General features: G+C 58.1%; 15 protein-coding genes. 12 read left to right on the top strand and 3 right to left on the bottom strand.

Features of this window, described 5'->3' with window-relative positions; translation table 11 throughout:
* Positions 1-6 precede the first annotated feature (6 nt).
* Positions 7-1194 (bottom strand): acyl-CoA dehydrogenase family protein, encoded by a 1188-nt coding sequence (locus tag QMG40_RS00140; RefSeq protein WP_283526654.1) that lies wholly within the window; start codon positions 1192-1194, stop codon positions 7-9.
* 169 nt (positions 1195-1363) lie between these two features.
* Between QMG40_RS00140 and QMG40_RS00135 the strand changes: the two genes are divergently transcribed.
* From QMG40_RS00135 to QMG40_RS00125, 3 genes are all read left to right on the top strand, one after another.
* Positions 1364-1939 carry a hypothetical protein gene (locus QMG40_RS00135; RefSeq protein ID WP_283526652.1) on the top strand — a complete coding sequence of 192 codons (576 nt, stop codon included), beginning with the start codon at positions 1364-1366 and terminating at the stop codon, positions 1937-1939.
* A 78-nt stretch (positions 1940-2017) separates the two neighbouring features.
* Positions 2018-2440 carry an alternative ribosome rescue aminoacyl-tRNA hydrolase ArfB gene (gene arfB / locus QMG40_RS00130; protein WP_283526650.1) on the top strand — a complete coding sequence of 141 codons (423 nt, stop codon included), beginning with the start codon at positions 2018-2020 and terminating at the stop codon, positions 2438-2440.
* Positions 2441-2636: 196 nt separating this feature from the next.
* Positions 2637-4058, top strand: coding sequence for a mycothione reductase (locus QMG40_RS00125; RefSeq protein ID WP_283526648.1), 1422 nt, complete (start codon positions 2637-2639; stop codon positions 4056-4058).
* A 30-nt stretch (positions 4059-4088) separates the two neighbouring features.
* Here QMG40_RS00125 and QMG40_RS00120 read toward each other — a convergent pair whose 3' ends face one another.
* The gene (locus QMG40_RS00120) at positions 4089-5480 is read right to left on the bottom strand and encodes an aminotransferase-like domain-containing protein (RefSeq protein ID WP_283526645.1); all 1392 of its coding nucleotides are present in this window, start codon (positions 5478-5480) and stop codon (positions 4089-4091) included.
* A gap of 177 nt (positions 5481-5657) precedes the next feature.
* Positions 5658-5924 (bottom strand): DUF7218 family protein, encoded by a 267-nt coding sequence (locus tag QMG40_RS00115; protein WP_283526643.1) that lies wholly within the window; start codon positions 5922-5924, stop codon positions 5658-5660.
* Between the two features lie 269 nt (positions 5925-6193).
* Between QMG40_RS00115 and QMG40_RS00110 the strand changes: the two genes are divergently transcribed.
* From QMG40_RS00110 to QMG40_RS00070, 9 genes are all read left to right on the top strand, one after another.
* Positions 6194-6664, top strand: a complete 471-nt coding sequence (locus tag QMG40_RS00110; RefSeq protein WP_283526641.1) for a pyridoxamine 5'-phosphate oxidase family protein — start codon at positions 6194-6196, stop codon at positions 6662-6664.
* Between the two features lie 506 nt (positions 6665-7170).
* Positions 7171-7443, top strand: a complete 273-nt coding sequence (locus tag QMG40_RS00105; protein WP_283526639.1) for a heavy-metal-associated domain-containing protein — start codon at positions 7171-7173, stop codon at positions 7441-7443.
* Between the two features lie 146 nt (positions 7444-7589).
* Entirely contained in the window at positions 7590-9641 is a 2052-nt protein-coding gene (locus QMG40_RS00100) for a copper-translocating P-type ATPase (RefSeq protein WP_283528530.1), read from the top strand.
* Between the two features lie 84 nt (positions 9642-9725).
* Positions 9726-10163 carry a DUF6153 family protein gene (locus tag QMG40_RS00095; RefSeq protein ID WP_283526637.1) on the top strand — a complete coding sequence of 146 codons (438 nt, stop codon included), beginning with the start codon at positions 9726-9728 and terminating at the stop codon, positions 10161-10163.
* A gap of 105 nt (positions 10164-10268) precedes the next feature.
* Positions 10269-10883, top strand: coding sequence for a DUF305 domain-containing protein (locus QMG40_RS00090; RefSeq protein WP_283526635.1), 615 nt, complete (start codon positions 10269-10271; stop codon positions 10881-10883).
* A gap of 82 nt (positions 10884-10965) precedes the next feature.
* Positions 10966-11859, top strand: a complete 894-nt coding sequence (locus QMG40_RS00085; RefSeq protein ID WP_283526633.1) for a F510_1955 family glycosylhydrolase — start codon at positions 10966-10968, stop codon at positions 11857-11859.
* Between the two features lie 75 nt (positions 11860-11934).
* Positions 11935-13524: a multicopper oxidase family protein gene (locus QMG40_RS00080; protein WP_283526631.1), complete on the top strand. Its 1590-nt coding sequence runs from the start codon at positions 11935-11937 to the stop codon at positions 13522-13524.
* Between the two features lie 268 nt (positions 13525-13792).
* Complete coding sequence (locus QMG40_RS00075) at positions 13793-14284, top strand: pyridoxamine 5'-phosphate oxidase family protein (RefSeq protein WP_283526629.1); 492 nt, start codon at positions 13793-13795, stop codon at positions 14282-14284.
* A gap of 22 nt (positions 14285-14306) precedes the next feature.
* Positions 14307-16706, top strand: coding sequence for a phosphoketolase family protein (locus tag QMG40_RS00070; RefSeq protein ID WP_283528528.1), 2400 nt, complete (start codon positions 14307-14309; stop codon positions 16704-16706).
* Positions 16707-16714: the final 8 nt, after the last annotated feature.

Genomic DNA, 16714 nt, shown 5'->3' with positions numbered 1-16714 from the left:
TTGTCCTTAGCGGAAGGCCGGAATTCCGGTGATGTGGCTACCCAAAATCAAGGTGTGAACCTCATCGGTTCCTTCATAGGTTCGGACAGATTCAAGGTTATTGGCATGCCTCAGTGGCGAATATTCTAAAGTGATGCCGTTGCCGCCTAGGATTGCCCGGGCGTCACGACATATTTGAATGGCTTCCCTACAGTTGTTTAGTTTGCCCACAGAAATCTGAACCGGCTCTAGGGTGCCGGCTTCTTTCATGCGCCCGGTGTGGATAGCCAGCAAAGTGCCTTTCTGAATCTCAAGACACATATTCACGAGTTTTTGCTGCGTAATTTGATAGGCAGCCAGCGGCTTGTCGAACTGCAACCTTTCCAGCGAGTAAGCCAAGGCCGCCTCATAGCTGTCACGAGCAGCACCCATGGCGCCCCAGATGATCCCGTAGCGGGCCTCGTTCAAGCAGGAAAAGGGGCCGCGCAATCCCCTGGCCCCGGGAAGCAGCGCGTCATTGGGTAAGTGGACGTCCTCGAAGGTGAGATCGCATTGGATCGAAGCCCGCATGGACAGCTTTTCTTCGATGGGGGTAGCGGTAAATCCTGGCGTGCCGGTCGGCAACAAAAATCCGCGGACCCCGTCATCCGTCATGGCCCACACCACAGCGATATGGGCAATCGAGGCAAGCCCAATCCACCGTTTAGCCCCGTTGAGGACCCAGCCGTCACCGTCGCGGCGCGCAAAGGTTGCCATGGCGGAGGGATCAGAGCCCGCGGTGGGTTCGGTCAATGCGAAACAACCAATGATCTCGCCCGTCGCCATACCCGGAAGATACTGGTTTTTTTGCTCTTCGGAGCCCCAATGATGGATGGCAGTCATGGCCAACGAGCCTTGTACGCTGACAAATGTCCGCAGACCCGAATCGCCGGCCTCAAGTTCCATGGCGGCCAACCCGTATTCAACGGCGGAGCGCCCCGGGCAGCCATACCCTTTTAGCGTCATTCCCAGTAAACCCAGCGACCCCATTTCCTTCACAAGCTCTACGGGGAACAAGGCCCCGTCATACCAGCGGGCAATATTTGGGCGGATGCGCTCATCCACAAAGCTGCGCACTGTGCCGCGTAGTTCAAGCTCCTGCGCACTGAACAAAGCGTCGAGGTTGAGCACATCCGAACGTTGGCCCAGCTCTGTGTTGGTGGCAGGAGTGCTCATAATGATTCCTTCTGATCTGGCTGTTGCATGGACACCACTGAGACGATTGAGCCCGTTTTGAACTTCTTGGTGTCTATCGCCCAGCTGTTATGGGTTACTCACTCTGAGTCTAGGTTCATTCATCGCCAATATGCGTTAGCCGGTGAGTACGTTCATCTACACTGGCGACATGAACCAGTCACAAACCCTGGCCATCGTGGACCTAGCTTCGGGCCCAGCCCGATGGTGGGAGGTACTGGCCGCATTGGGCCCCCTCGCTGTTCTCATAGGCGCCATTGTTGCCGCAGTCGTTGGCGGGTTTACGCTCAGGCAGCGGGCTATAGCTGATGCACTCCAGTTGGCTCAAAAAGGGGAATCGGATAAGAAAGTACTTGACCAACAGCGCCTTGCCGATGACCGCAGTGAATGGTGGCGTCGCGCCCAATGGGCCCTTGACCGAGCGCTTTCTAGCAGTGAGGGTACCAAAGCCCTCGGACTAGCCACTTTGGAGGTCCTCGCGCACAGCTCGTTGGCTCGTACCGAGGAATTGGAGCTGTTTGACGTTGCCTGGGTCTCCGTTAGTAATCCACTGGGTGAGAGCTCAAACAAACACATTGCTCTTGCTCCGGAGCCACGGAGCGAAACCAGGAGCACCTTACCCCATCGGGTTCAGGTGGCTGCAGCCAGGCTGCAAGTTACACTTGATGCACGCCTGGCGCGCCCAACCCCAGAAGAAGTTAGCATCTTGGCCGGACAGCATTTATAGAGACTTTTGTGAGTTGATCCGGTTCCGGGATGACTGGCGCATGGTTGCCCTTCACATCACGCGTGCAAGACTTGGCACATGGACCTGGAGGTATTACCCACGCTCACGATTCCAGCCGCGGAGCTTGGCTGGCGTTTTTCACGCTCGTCGGGTCCAGGCGGACAGCACGTCAACACTTCGGATAGCCGGGTAGAACTGTTTTGGAATGTCTTGGGCTCGGCCACCCTGGATGATGAGCAGCGGGCCCAATTGGCAACACACTTGGGGCCCAGGCTCAACTCTGGGGTTATCACGGTGGCCGCATCGGAACAACGTTCGCAGCTACGGAACCGTGAAACTGCCTTGGCCAAGCTCGCCCAGATTATTGCCACCGGCCTAGCCCCGGAGGCTCCCTCACGGCGTCCAACCAAGCCCACACGCGGTTCTAAACGTCGGCACCAAGCAGCCAAATCCCAGCGTTCAGCCACCAAGTCACTGCGAAAACGGCCCACAGGCGAGTGATGCCACCCACGGCAGGCCCCTGAATGCACCAGCCTGCAGCGGGTCAGCCAGCACGCCCACTTCACTCCATAGCGGGAGTGTGTGCTGGATCAACTTCCTTGGCCGATGAGCTAAGTAGCGTCCTGGCCCGCCCCGCTGACCGGTAGCCTTGGGAGAGAATTCGGCACGTCCATTCTCAGTCAATGAAAGCAGGAGTATGCCTCACTTCGATTTAGTCATCATCGGCACCGGTTCAGGAAACTCGATCCCCGGTCCGGAATTTGATCATTGGAATATTGCCATTATTGAGGATGGCTCCTTCGGCGGGACGTGTTTGAATGTGGGCTGTATTCCCACCAAAATGTTTGTCCACCCGGCCGAGCTTGCTGACGCCACCCGGCACGGTAGCCTGCTAGGGATCGATGCACAGCTGAATTCAGTTGATTGGCCGGGCATCAGGGATCGAATCTTTGGCCGTATCGACGCCATAGAAGCCGGTGGACGGGAGTATCGAGAGGGCCCCGAGTGCCCAAACATCACGGTGTTTGCCGGGCGGGGAAAGTTCACCGGGCATAAGTCTTTGCGTGTTGACCTGCACGACGGCGGTACAACAGAGGTAACGGCTGAGAGGTTTGTGCTGGCCGCAGGTTCGCATGCGGTGGTCCCTCAGCTGCCGGGCCTTGCCACTGTTCCGGGCTCTTCCGGTCCCGGCACTGCGTTCCATACTTCTGACACAATCATGCGACTAGCCCAATTGCCGGCCAGCATCGCGATTTTGGGTGGCGGGTATATCGCGGCCGAGTTTGCGCATGTTTTTTCTTCCTTTGGCGTCCGCGTCACACAGATCGCACGCGGTTCTCGGCTGCTCAAGTCCCAAGACGCGGACGTATCTGCACAGTTCACCAAGGAAGCTTCAGCCCGCTACAAAGTCCTGCTCAACACAACGGTGCACAGCGTGGAGAACTCAGCCGACGGCGTCGAACTTCAGGTAGAGGACCCGAATGGGTTGGCTACTGTTCACTGCGAACTCTTCCTCGTCGCTATTGGCCGGGACCCCAACGGGGCAAATCTGGATGTGGGAAAAACCGGGGTGGATTTGGATGACCATGGCCGTGTGGTGGTTGATGAATTCCAGCGCACAGGCGTAGAGGGAATCTACGCGCTTGGCGACATATCTTCGCACTACCAACTCAAGCATGTGGCCAACCACGAAGCCAAGGTGGTCAAGCACAACTTGGCCAACCCAGAGAAGCGAATCCGCTCTGACCATCGCTTTGTGCCGGCCGCGGTGTTCTCCGATCCGCAAATCGCATCCGTGGGGATGACCCAGGCCCACGCCGTCAAGGCTGGCATTCCCCATGCGGTGAAGGTGCAAAAATATGCCGATATCGCTGCCGGTTGGGCACGCGAGGACACTGGCCACTTCTTGAAAGTGTTAGCCGATCCTGCCACCGGCAAACTCCTGGGCGCACAAATGATCGGCCCCGAGGCCGCCACCATCATCCAGCCACTGATCCAGGCCATGCATTTTGGTCAAACCGCGCATGAGGTGGCCAGCAAGCAGTACTGGATCCATCCAGCATTGTCCGAACTGGTTGAAAATGCGCTCCTGGGCTTGCCCGAACCCACAGGACTGTAGCTGTAAAAAGTAGGGTAGCTGCCAACAGTCCTATAGCAGCGTGGCCACGAGCCGGACACCTTCCTGAATCTGCGCAATTGACGCGGCGCTATAAGAAAGTCGAAGGTGCGCGGCAGGTGGTTCGTCAACATAAAACTGTTTGCCGTCACCGATTAGCACGCCAGCTGTATGCGCCCTTGCCGTGAGCGCCGTTGAGTCAGTTCCAGCCGGCAATTTCACCCACAGGTGGATGCCGCCGGTGGGGACGTGCTCCACCCGCGCTCCCATCATTGAGGAGTGTACCTGTGCCATCATGGCGTCGCGGCGCTCGCGCAAGCCTGCTCGCAGGCGCTTAAGATGACGAGGCCAGGCGCTAGAAGCCAGCAACCCCAGCGCGATCTCCTGTGTCAGGGCCGGAACACACATATCGTCGGCAATGCGAGCCGTGCGCAGACGCTCACCAGCAGGCCCACGTGCCGCTATGGCACCAACGCGGAGACCTGGGGCCGCCGGCTTGCTGAGAGTGGCAATCGAAACAACGTGTCCATCCGAATCTTGCGTAAACAGCGGCAGCGGCGCTGACCCTTCAAGGGAAAGGTGCCTAGCCCAGTCATCCTCAATGATGAACGCACCGTGTTTTTTAGCTAGGGCAAGAACCTCTACACGCCGTTCAGGACTCAAGATCGATCCTGTGGGGTTGGCGTAGCTTGGTTGCAGGTAAATGAGCTTGCCCTGAGTCCGCTCAAGTGTCTCAGCGAGCTTGTCAGGCCGTATCCCGTGCGAATCTGCTGGTACTGGTGCCAGCTGCAGACCAGCTGCCTGCGCGGCGATGGTGGCTCCGGGATAGCTAGGGCTTTCGGTGATGAGCGTGGAACCGGGATCGGCAAGTGTGCGCATGGCAAAGACCAGCGACTGCTGGCCGCCGGGCATGATCAGCATGTCTTCTGGGCTTGCCCGCAGTTCTGCGGCGAAAGCACTGCGCAACTCTGGAAGTCCCATGGGGGGCGCCATGGTCCAAGCCCGATGGCTTTTGGCACAGCGGGCCGCCAAAGTGCGAAGTTCATCGAAAGGCTGTAGCTCTGGTGCCAAGTAGCCCCATGAGAGCTGAACATGACCAGCGGTTCCTTTGACTCCTGGCCTGCCTGCCCGGTTCGGATCGGCACGGCTAGCATCAACGCGCGAGCGGCCAAGGGTTGATGACTGCCATGCATAGTCCGCTTCGATAAATTTGTCCCGCTCGGCCACAAACGTGCCACGTCCCGGTTCAGCACGCACCACACCTAGACCTGTGAGTGAGCTAATGGCGGCCGTGATTGTCACCGGACTCGCCCCAAACGCTTTCGACAGTGCTCTCACCGAGGGCATCTTGTCCCCCACCTGCATGCTGTCTGCTTGCAGGTGCAACCGGCTGGCTATCTCAGTGGCTCTGCAATCGATGGACACGAGTTCATTAGATAGCGTTACTGTATTTAGGTCAATATTTGCTCGAGATTGTTACTCCCCATGGCGTGCCCTGGTTGCTGCCGTGGGCGCGGGTCATCCGCAGACGTTCAGGTGCTGTCTTCTTCAGGTGCTGTCTTGTTCAGGTGCTGTCTTGTTCAGGTGCTGAAACTTTGATAGTCAGGAATCCCTTAGTGCTTCTATCAATTCTCCCTTGCGCTTACGCGAATACCCGGTCAAATTGATTTCTTTTGCTTTGGTACGCAGCTGTTCCACAGTCCACTCCTCATAAGAGTTGGCTTTACCGCCTTTGCGCCCGACTGAGCTGCGGCCCTTCTTAGCGGCTGCATTGGAGATGCGGGCGGCTTTTTGCTGGGACGCGCCGTCGTCTCGGAGCGCCTGATACATGTCAGGATCTTTGATGCTGGTGTTTTCTTTTTCTGGCATGTCATACTCTTTCTCTTCATAGTCCGTCTCTTCATGCGCCGTCTCTAGTCTCGGCCGCCACGGCGGTGCTGGCACTGCCGCTCTGGCACTGCCGCTCTCCCACTGCCGCTCTCCCACCGGCGTCATATCAGTGCAGCGCTATATCAGTGCAGCGTTATATCACTGCCCCTGACTAGCAACGTTGGAGATGGCCCAGAACAGAAGCAAGAACTCTGCTGCGGGTCTTTGGACCCTACCCACGCCACTGGAACACACTTAGAATCTATGCCATGACGGATACCCCAGCCCACGCCCATACGGAAGAGCTCCCTGCCCACGAGTGCTGGGATTTGCTCCGCGGAGTCTCTGTCGGCAGACTGGGCCTTTGGGTAGAAGATCATCCGGATATCTTTCCCATAAATTTTGCAGTGGACCACGGCACACTGGTCTTTCGCACGGCGCCAGGAACCAAGCTCTCCGCCGCCTTGGGGGACACTGCCGTGGCTCTGGAAGCTGACGGGGTTGATGCCATCAGCGGCGTTGCGTGGAGTGTTGTCATTAAAGGTATGTGTACTTTGATCAGTTCAACCGAGGAGGTTCTTGACAGCTTTTCAATCATGCTTTTTCCTTGGCATTCCGGCAGTAAGAATGCTTTCCTCCGAATTACTCCGAGCTCTATCACCGGCCGACGGTTCACTGTGGCTGCCCCGGGCGAGTGGTGGACTACCCAAGCTAAGGATCCCCATACTTCCGCTGAGTGAAACCCGGCGTTCGAATATGGCAATTTGGTTCCGGGCGACTTCACTGCCACAGCGGCAAGGCCGTTATTTCAGCCACCATCCTCACAGTACGCGGTGGCATGTTCCCTGGGTCATCGGCAACGCCAGGACAATCCAGCAGGACCGGTCAGTCCGGGCGTAGAGTCTTCACTCCTGCCATTAACAATTTTCCCTACGTAGTTAATTTCTCCTAGTGCCCCGGTTGCAGGAAACCAGTATTGGCGAAACAGTCCCTAAGCTTCAGCGAATGTGCTTCGCATCACCTTGACCCAACATACCCCTAGGGGGTATGTTGGGTCTGTTGTCAATGAAGTAGTTTGTCTCGACCGAGGATTATTCCGGCCGCCACTGCCGTTCAACCCCAACGCACCCTCCATCCTCATTCAAAGGAAATAACTGACATGTGCGCAAGTAACACCCCTAATGATCTCACCCTGACACCCGTTTCCGGCAGCGGCTGCGGGTGCTGCTCCACCGACTCAACGTCCATGAACTCATCTCCCGCAGTTGCGTCCAAAGCAGTTCTGGCCGAAGCAGTTCCCACCGAAACTGCAGACACGAGCTACGCGTTGGAAGGACTGACGTGCGGGCATTGCGTGAAAAGCGTAGAAACGGCCGTAGCAGCGTTATCGGGAGTGGATTCGGCCACAGTTGAACTGATATCCGGCGCAGTCTCAACGCTTTCCGTCACAGGCGATGCCAGCCGCGATACCGTGCAAGCCGCTGTTGAAAAAGCTGGCTATTCCCTCACCGCAGAATAAACAGCACCCAACTTTTTCTGCCCCACTGAGCCAGGAGTGACATGGACAAGCGCCACCATCCCATCGAACGACCATCCGCCAATCCAGGACCACCTCGGGACCCGCATCAGGACCTGCCTGAAGAACACCACATTGCCGGTGAAACGATGCCGGATCACTCCTCGCTCAGTCATGGCGGCATGACTGATGATGACCATGCTGTGCATAGCGGAGGTCAGCATGCCGGGCACAGTACTGCCATGTTCAAGAACCGTTTCTGGCTCACCTTGATCCTGTCCCTCCCCGTCGTGTTCTTCAGCCCCATGCTCGGGCATCTCCTGAACTACACCGTGCCGCAGTTCCCTGGTTCAAACTGGATTCCACCCGTACTGGGTACTGTGATCTTCTTCTATGGCGGCCAACCATTCCTTAAGGGTGGGTGGCAGGAAATTAAGTCCCGCCAACCGGCCATGATGTTGCTGATCTCCATGGCCATCACGGTTGCGTTTATTGCTTCGTGGGTGACGAGCCTGGGCCTTGGCGGTTTTGACCTGGATTTCTGGTGGGAACTGGCCTTGCTGGTAGCCATCATGTTGCTGGGCCACTGGATCGAAATGCGGGCGCTGGGCTCTGCCAGAGGAGCCCTTGACGCCTTGGCCGCGCTATTACCAGATGAGGCCGAGCGGGTAACCGACGATGGCACAGAGACCATTAGCATCGCAGAATTAAACCCCGGAGACATTGTTCTGGTTCGTCCCGGCGCTCGGTTACCGGCCGACGGCGAGATCACCGACGGTTCCGCGGAAGTGGACGAGTCCATGATCACCGGCGAGTCCAAAACTATTTCTCGTTCGGTCGGAGACCCTGTGGTGGCAGGAACCGTGGCCACCGATAATTCCCTACGGGTGAAGGTGACAGCTGTTGGCGATGACACTGCGCTGGCCGGAATTCAGCGGCTGGTGGCTGAGGCTCAGTCCTCCACGTCCCGGGCACAGGCACTAGCTGACCGTGCCGCCGCGTTCCTGTTTTACTTCGCCGCTGGCTCCGGCGTCATCACTTTCATTGTTTGGTCACTGCTGGGCAGCATTCCCGACGCCGTCACCCGCACCGTAACAGTGCTCGTCATCGCCTGCCCCCATGCTCTGGGTCTAGCCATTCCATTGGTCATTGCCATCTCCACCGAGCGTGCGGCCAAGGCAGGAGTCTTGATCAAGGACAGGATGGCGTTGGAGCGGATGCGCACCATCGACGTCGTCCTCTTCGATAAGACCGGAACCCTGACCAAGGGCGAACCAGCTCTCACCGACGTCGCTGCCGTTCCGGCACTGAGCACTGATGAGCTACTGGCACTGGCCGCTGCTGTGGAATCAGACAGCGAACACCCCGTGGCCCGCGCCATCATTGCCGCCGCCAGCAAGACCGAGACTCCAGCGCTCGCAGCCACTGCGTTCCAGTCAATGACCGGTCGCGGAGTTCAAGCCACCATTGACGGTGCCACCGTGGCCGTCGGCGGCCCAGCACTGCTGAAAGAACTCGGACTCACCGAACCGGAACAGATCGCAGCCGCGACTACTGGGTGGATGGACCGAGGCGCTTCGGTGCTTCACGTCATCAAAGATGGTGCCGTGATCGGCGCCGTCGCACTAGAAGATGAAGTCCGGACCGAATCCTTGCAGGCAGTCCACGCCCTGCAGGGACGTGGCATCAAGGTTGCCATGATCACCGGTGACGCGCAGCAAGTTGCCGATACTGTCGCCGCTAAACTGGGCATCGACGAGGTCTTCGCCCAGGTGCTGCCACAGGATAAGGACCAAAAAGTTGCCGAGCTACAAGGCCGCGGGATGAAAGTTGCCATGGTCGGTGACGGCGTCAATGACGCACCGGCCCTGGCCAGGGCGGAAGTTGGCATCGCGATCGGAGCCGGAACGGACGTCGCCATGGAATCAGCGGGAGTGGTCCTGGCGGGCAACGACCCCCGCGCTGTGCTCTCCACCGTGGATCTCTCCCAAGCCAGCTACCGCAAAATGTGGCAAAACCTGATCTGGGCTACTGGCTACAACATCATCTCCGTCCCGCTGGCTGCCGGGGTACTGGCCGGCATCGGTTTTGTACTCTCCCCCGCGGCAGGAGCAGTGCTCATGTCGCTATCCACCATCGTGGTGGCACTGAATGCCCAGCTGCTGCGCCGCCTCAAGCTCAATCCCGCGGATGTGAGCTAGTACAAGACTCACCGGAATCACCCAGTACGCTCCGGTACACTACACAACGACTGGAGTGTACAAACCATCAGGAAGGATCCCGTCATGACTTCGTCAGCCACGCTGCCTCTGCCGGGGTCCTTGCTGCGCTTGGGCGGGGCCCTCACCCTGATCCTGCTTCTTGTGGCCGGTATTCTGGGAATGCACATGATTGCTGGCGCCCAAGCGTCACCGATGGCAACGGCACACGCCGGCACATCAGCAACCATGTCGATCGCCGACCATGGCGAAGTTCCGAATACATCCAACCATCTGGGCGACGCCACGGTGTGCGGATGTTCTCCCTTAGGCTGCGAAATGCCCATGGCCGGCCACGGATCCTGTATCCCCGCTCCTGGTACCGGAACGCCAACGGCCCCGCAGCCCGGTCTCGTTCCCGACCCCTCCGCCGGTCCCACCGCATCGGATCAGGCTGGATACAAAATCTCGGGCCGACTTCTGGATCCGCCTTCTTTGACTCAACTTTCTATCAGCCGGACGTAAAACGTCCGATACTGACCTGTCACCAAGTGACGGGCCCACGTTAACGCACTCCACTAAAGGGTTGCGTCCATCTGTAATGAAAAATTGAGTTGAGGACTGTTTACCGTGAAAAAACTTCTGCCCCTTACTGCCACCGCATTTGCCGCCCTCATTGCCCTGGGTGGCTGTTCCACAGCCGCCGACCCCGGCTCGATGGAGGGCATGGACCACGGCGGTTCGGCCATGTCCACCGCCCAGCCAACCGAAGTCGGTACTGACACCGGGGCCGCGCATAACGCCGCGGATACGATGTTCGCCCAGATGATGCTGCCCCACCACTCCCAAGCGGTGGAGATGAGCGAGATCATGCTGGCAAAACCCGGCATGGACACAAAAATCGCAGCTTTGGCCAAAGACATCAAGGCCGCCCAAGCCCCGGAGATCACCACCATGACGAACTTTCTCAAGTCTTGGGGTGAACCCACCACCATGACCGAAGATCACGCCATGGCCGGCATGATGACCAGCACCGACTTGGACAAACTCAAGGCAGCCGAAGGCACTGAGGCAGCCAAATTGTTTCTTGTCCAGATGACAGCTCATCATGAAGGCGCCCTTGAAATGGCCAAGACTGAAGTAGCCGAGGGAAAGAACACTGACGCCGTCACCTTGGCCACATCAATTGTTTCCAGCCAAGAAACTGAAATCAATGACATGAAAAAACTGCTGGCCGCTCTGTAGAGACCGCCCGCTCTACACGCCGGTGGCGACCCTGATGGGCCGCCACCGGCCACAGCCCTCCCCTCTTCCTTTGGAGACCTCCTTGAAATTTCTAACCCTCTTCTCGCGCACTCGCCTTCCACTGCTCAGCGCAGCCTTGCTTCTGCCACTGACTCTGATTGGCTGCACACCACCGACAACCACTGCGGCTGCCCCCGAACCCGTCTCAGCTGATGACGGGCATGTCCACGGAATCGTTGTGGATCCTGTATCCAAGCAGATTCTCCTCGCCACCCACGACGGTCTCTACGACGCCACCAACAAAACCCCCGTCAAAATCGGAGCGCAGACGATTGACCTAATGGGCTTCACCGCAACAGCGGATCCTTTGGTGTTTTACGCCTCCGGGCACCCCGGCCCCGGCTCCACACTGCCAAACCCCGTGGGCCTGATCCGTTCCTTAGATGCCGGCAAAACGTGGGAACCTCTCTCGCGCGGTGGCCAATCAGACTTCCACGCTCTCAGCAGCACTGACCACGGACTCGTCGCCTTTGACGGAGAATTGCGCACCAGCGTCGATGGCGTCACATGGGCAACATCCACGGCGAGCTTTACCCCGGCAGTATTGGCCGGAAATCCGGCCACCTCAATAGTCTTGGCCACCACCGAAGATGGCTTGCAACGCTCCACCGACAGCGGGAAAACCTGGAAAGCAGTTCCAGACGCCCCGCTCATGCAGTTCGTGTCCTTCGCCAACGAATCTGCTGGAGCGGGGGCCGCACCCACACAGGCTGTCGGCATCACCCCCGACGGCAACGTCAATACCTCCAGTGATGCCGGACTGACCTGGACTCAAGCCGGGAAGGTTGAAGGGCAGGTTCAGGCCGTAACCGCTGTGGCCGGCACAGCCGGTAAACCCAGAATCTGGGCGGCCACTGCTGAAGGCGTGCAAAGCTCCTCCGACGGCGGAGCCACCTTCTCCCTGGCCACACCCTGACACGGTGAACGCTGGGGACTTCTTCGCCACCAACGCCACCGACGGTCCAACCGGACACCCGCAAAGGAATTCATTATGAACAACACCCCCACCCGGCGCTCCTTCCTAGGACTGTCCGTGGCCGCTACCGCCATAGCTGCACTCAGCGCCTGCACTCCCGCCACCACAGCAAGCCAGCAAAACCGGATCCTGCCCACGGATCCATTGATTGCTAAGATCGAAGCTGCCCGGGCCGCCACCGGAACAACCATCACCAAAACGCTGAGCCCGGCACCGCTGACCACCACCTTGGCTGGCAAGCCCATCACTACCGCCGGCTACAACGGTACCCTCGTGGCACCAACCCTGCGCGGCACCGTGGGCGACCAACTCACGATCACTATTGCCAACAAACTCAGTGCCGGCACCAGCGTGCACTGGCACGGCCTAGCCCTAAGCAACAACAACGACGGCGTCCCCGGTCTCACGCAGGACGCCTTCGCCCCCGGGTCCCAGAACGGCTACAACTTCAAACTTCCCCACCCTGGCACCTACTGGTACCACTCACACGTGGAAATGCAGCGCGAACAAGCTCTCTACGGGGCGCTCATCATCGAGGACCCGAACGAGACGCTCGTCTATGACAAGGAGTGGGTGATCGTCCTGGACGACTGGCTCGACGGCATCAGCGGAACCCCCACCGATGTTCTGAAGGAACTCTCCCAAGGCATGGGCGGGGGCATGTCAGGGGGCGGCATGGATGGCATGGGCCACGGCAACCCGGACCAGGAAAAGACAGACCAGGGAAAAACAAGCCAAGGGAACACTGGCCCGGGCGGCATGTCGATGGGCCACATGCTCATGGGCGCCTCCAGTGACTTTTTAGGTGGAGACGCCGGTGATGTTGCCTACCCCTTACATCTCTTCAACGGCAAAGACCCGGAGAATCCGGAAACGTTCACGGCCACACCGGGTGAGAAGATCCGTCTGCGCATCATCAACGCCGCCGGAGACACCGCCTACCGGGTAGGGGTTCCCGGTCAGCAGCTCACCCTGACTCACACCGACGGGTTACCCATCAAGCACACCGAGGTTGACGCCGTCGTGCTGGGCATGGGTGAGCGCATCGACGCTCTCCTGACCGCTAAGGACGGAATCACCCCCGTATTGGCGCTGGCCGAAGGGAAAGGGCAGATGACTTACGGGCTCATTGCCACCGGGACCGGGACCGTGCCGGCCAGGGAGTCCCTGCCCAGCACCCTGACCGGAACAGTTCTCCACGGCGGTCAACTCACCGCGGACCCCTCCGTGACGCTGCCCGCCAAGAAACCCGACCGGGTCCATGAACTGCGCCTGACCGGCGGAATGATGAAGTACGACTGGGGCATTAACGGACACCGCTTCGACCCGGCCCACCCCTTCGAGAACGCCTTTGACCTCAAAGCCGGGGAACGCGTGGAAGTGAAATTCATCAACGACACCATGATGTGGCACCCCATGCACATCCACGGCCACACGTTCCAAATCGGAACCGCTGGGGCCCGGAAAGACACCGTCATTGTCCGGCCCATGGAAACCGTGAGCGTCCAGTTCGATGCCGATAATCCGGGCCAATGGCTCTTTCACTGCCACAACGCCTATCATGCCGAACGCGGCATGATGGGTGTCTTCTCCTACCTCGCCTAAAGCCCAACGACCCTGGTTACAGCTGCGCAATACCGGATGGCAGATTCGAGACCCTCACTCTTGCCGTGAACTTTTGCATCTGCCTTCCCAAGGCACCTAGATATCTTTAATTTTTTGCTTCCACAGCGAGTCATTGTAGAGCGTCTTTGCCTCTGCTGCGGGCTCGTTAGGGACATTTATGACGTCGAAAACGGTGCTCCTGTTCTATTGGCTAGTTCAGGACCTAGGGCCCTATAAAGTCCGGCGCACAAGGCATAGGGTTGCTTTCATGACAAGTGAAAAGGCGCCGGCAGCGACTTCGTCGAAAGCACACCCCATAGAACACCTGACAAAGCCCGAGTGTTGGGATTTACTTAAAGAACAAGTGCTTGGCCGTCTAGCTGTTGTTGTTGATGATCATCCGGATATATTTCCGGTCAACTACGTGGTGGACGCTGAAACCCTCGTGTTCCGAACGGCAGAAGGCACCAAACTCTACGGCTCAACGAGCAATACGCCTGTAGCCTTTGAAATCGATGGCTACCTGCCCGAGACAGCGAAGGCGTGGAGCATTGTCCTTCGCGGTACTGTCATGCAAATCAAGGAACCCGCTCAAATCCAGACTGTGGAGAACCTTATGCTTCAGCCGTGGCAGGGCGGTATTAAAAACCACTTCATGCGTGTGCGTCCGTTAAATCTCAGCGGGAGACGGTTTCAGGTTGTAAACCCTGATATGTGGAGAACACCCTTGAGCGATGCAAGGCGTGCATCCTTTGAATAACTCACTAGACGGGACCAAAAACATGCCTTCTCAGGATCATCGCTCGCCCCTGGAACCTGGTGAAATCAAGCTATTGAACCGGTATTGGGATGCTGCCAACTACCTCACAGTTGCCCAGATCTACCTGCAGGAAAATGCTCTATTGCGTACGCCTCTACTTCCTGAGCAGATAAAGCCTCGTCTGCTTGGCCATTGGGGCACCAGTCCCGGCCTGTCATTAATCTATGTTCATTTGAATCGGCTAATTCGTAAAACTGGCGCCAAAATCTTATACATGGCGGGACCTGGACACGGTGGACCTGCCGTGATCGCGAACCTCTATTTAGAGGGAACGTATTCGCAAATTTATCCCGAAGTCAGTCAAGACAACGCTGGACTCCGACGGCTAATCCGTCAGTTTTCCACCCCGGGTGGCATTCCTAGCCATGTTGGCCCACCAACACCGGGATCCATTCATGAAGGCGGCGAGCTGGGCTACTCTTTGGCCCATGCCACCGGCGCTGTCATGGACAACCCAGAGCTGATAGTGGCCTGCATCATTGGCGACGGCGAAGCAGAAACAGCTCCGTTGGAGGGTGCTTGGAAAGCACCGTCATTCCTGAACCCCCAGCGGGACGGAGCCGTACTGCCCATACTTCACCTCAACGGCTACAAGATTTCCGGGCCCACAGTTCTCGGCCGGCAATCAGATGAGCAAGTCATTGCACTGCTGCGCGCCCACGGCTGGGATCCCGTGATCGTCTCAGGTGAGGATCCCGCCGTGGTACATCCTCAGCTCGCGCAAGCGTTAGAAAATGCCCACACACAAATTCTCCGTATCCAGGACCAGTCGCGCCGGCAAACAGTTGCCCACTGCGCGCCCTGGCCTGCGATCATCTTGCGCACGCCTAAGGGGTGGACCGGGCCAGATACTGTGGACGGCATTCAAATTGAAGGTACCTTTCGGGCCCATCAGGTCCCCCTGGCAGCAGTAAGAGAAAATCCTGCCCATCTGGCCCAGCTGGAGGCGTGGTTGCATTCCTACCAGCCGGACACCCTCTTTGACGCACAGGGTACTCTGGTACCGGAACTCGCTGCCTTGGCTCCTTCCGGTCAGCTGCGTATGGGAGCTAATCCTTGGGCTAACGGCGGCCCCGAGATAGCCCCGCTGCCGTTGCGCCCGCTGGAAAATTACGCGCTTGAAGTGGGGGTCCCGGGCTCCACGAAACATGAAACCACTAGAGTGTTGGGTGAATTTTTACGCGATATCTACACTGATACTTCCGAAGACCCCCGCTTCAGACTGTTCAGCCCGGATGAGACTAATAGCAACCGTTTGGGTGCTGTTTTCGAAGTCACGGACAGATGTCTGATGGAACCGCTGCAAGGCGGTGATGACCACCTCTCCCCGGATGGTCGGGTTATGGAAGTCCTCTCCGAGCATCTATGCCAAGGCTGGCTTGAAGGCTACGTACTCACGGGCCGTTACGGACTCTTCGCCACCTATGAGGCGTTTGCCATGGTCAGTGCTTCCATGACCATCCAACACACCAAGTGGCTCCAGCATGCACGCGAATTGCCGTGGAGAGTTCCTGTGCCAAGTCTGAACATTTTGCTCACCTCCACGTGCTGGCGCAACGATCACAATGGTTTCAGTCATCAAGGACCTGGCCTCATTGATACCGTCTTGTCCCTATCCGGTTCAGTCATCCGCATCTACCTTCCACCAGATTCAAACACCTTGTTGGCCGCCGCTGAGCATGTCTTACTCAGTAAGGACTACGTCAATCTCGTGGTGGTGGACAAGCAAGCGCACCCCCAGTATCTGAACTTAGAGGATGCACGCAAGCATGCAGCTGCCGGTGCCTCCATTTGGCATTGGGCCGGAAATGAGAACTCCTCCGAAACAGCAATTGCCATGCCCGACATCGTTATGGCTTGCGCCGGAGATGTGCCCACGGAAGAAACGTTGGCAGCGGCCTGGCTCATCCAGCGTTATATCCCCGCGCTGAGGGTGCGGGTCGTGAACGTCATGGACCTGCTGGTACTACCCCCTACTGACACGCACCCGCACGGTCTCTCCGACCCAGACTTCGAACTGCTCTTCACAGCAAATCGGGAAGTTATTGTCGCATTCCACGGATATGCCAGGGCCTTCCACCAGCTGCTTCACGGCCGGGCCAACCCAGGACGATTCCATGTTCGTGGTTACAACGAACAAGGCACCACCACTACACCCTTTGACATGGTGGTTCTTAATAAAATGAGCAGATATCACCTGACGTTGGAAGCTCTGCACAGAGTCAGTGGAGAATTTGAGGGCGCACAGGAACTGGCGGAGCACTGCAAACACATGCTGGCTCGCCATGAAGCCTACATCCACGAGCATCTGGAGGACATGCCGGAAATTCGTGACTGGCTGTGGTCACCACCGGAACTGTGAAAACCCCT

Origin of the sequence: Arthrobacter antibioticus (assembly GCF_030063205.1) — a bacterium.
Classification (GTDB): Bacteria; Actinomycetota; Actinomycetes; order Actinomycetales; family Micrococcaceae; genus Specibacter.
Note: the sequence above shows the minus strand (reverse complement) of the source record. Positions and strands in the feature narration are given on the sequence as shown.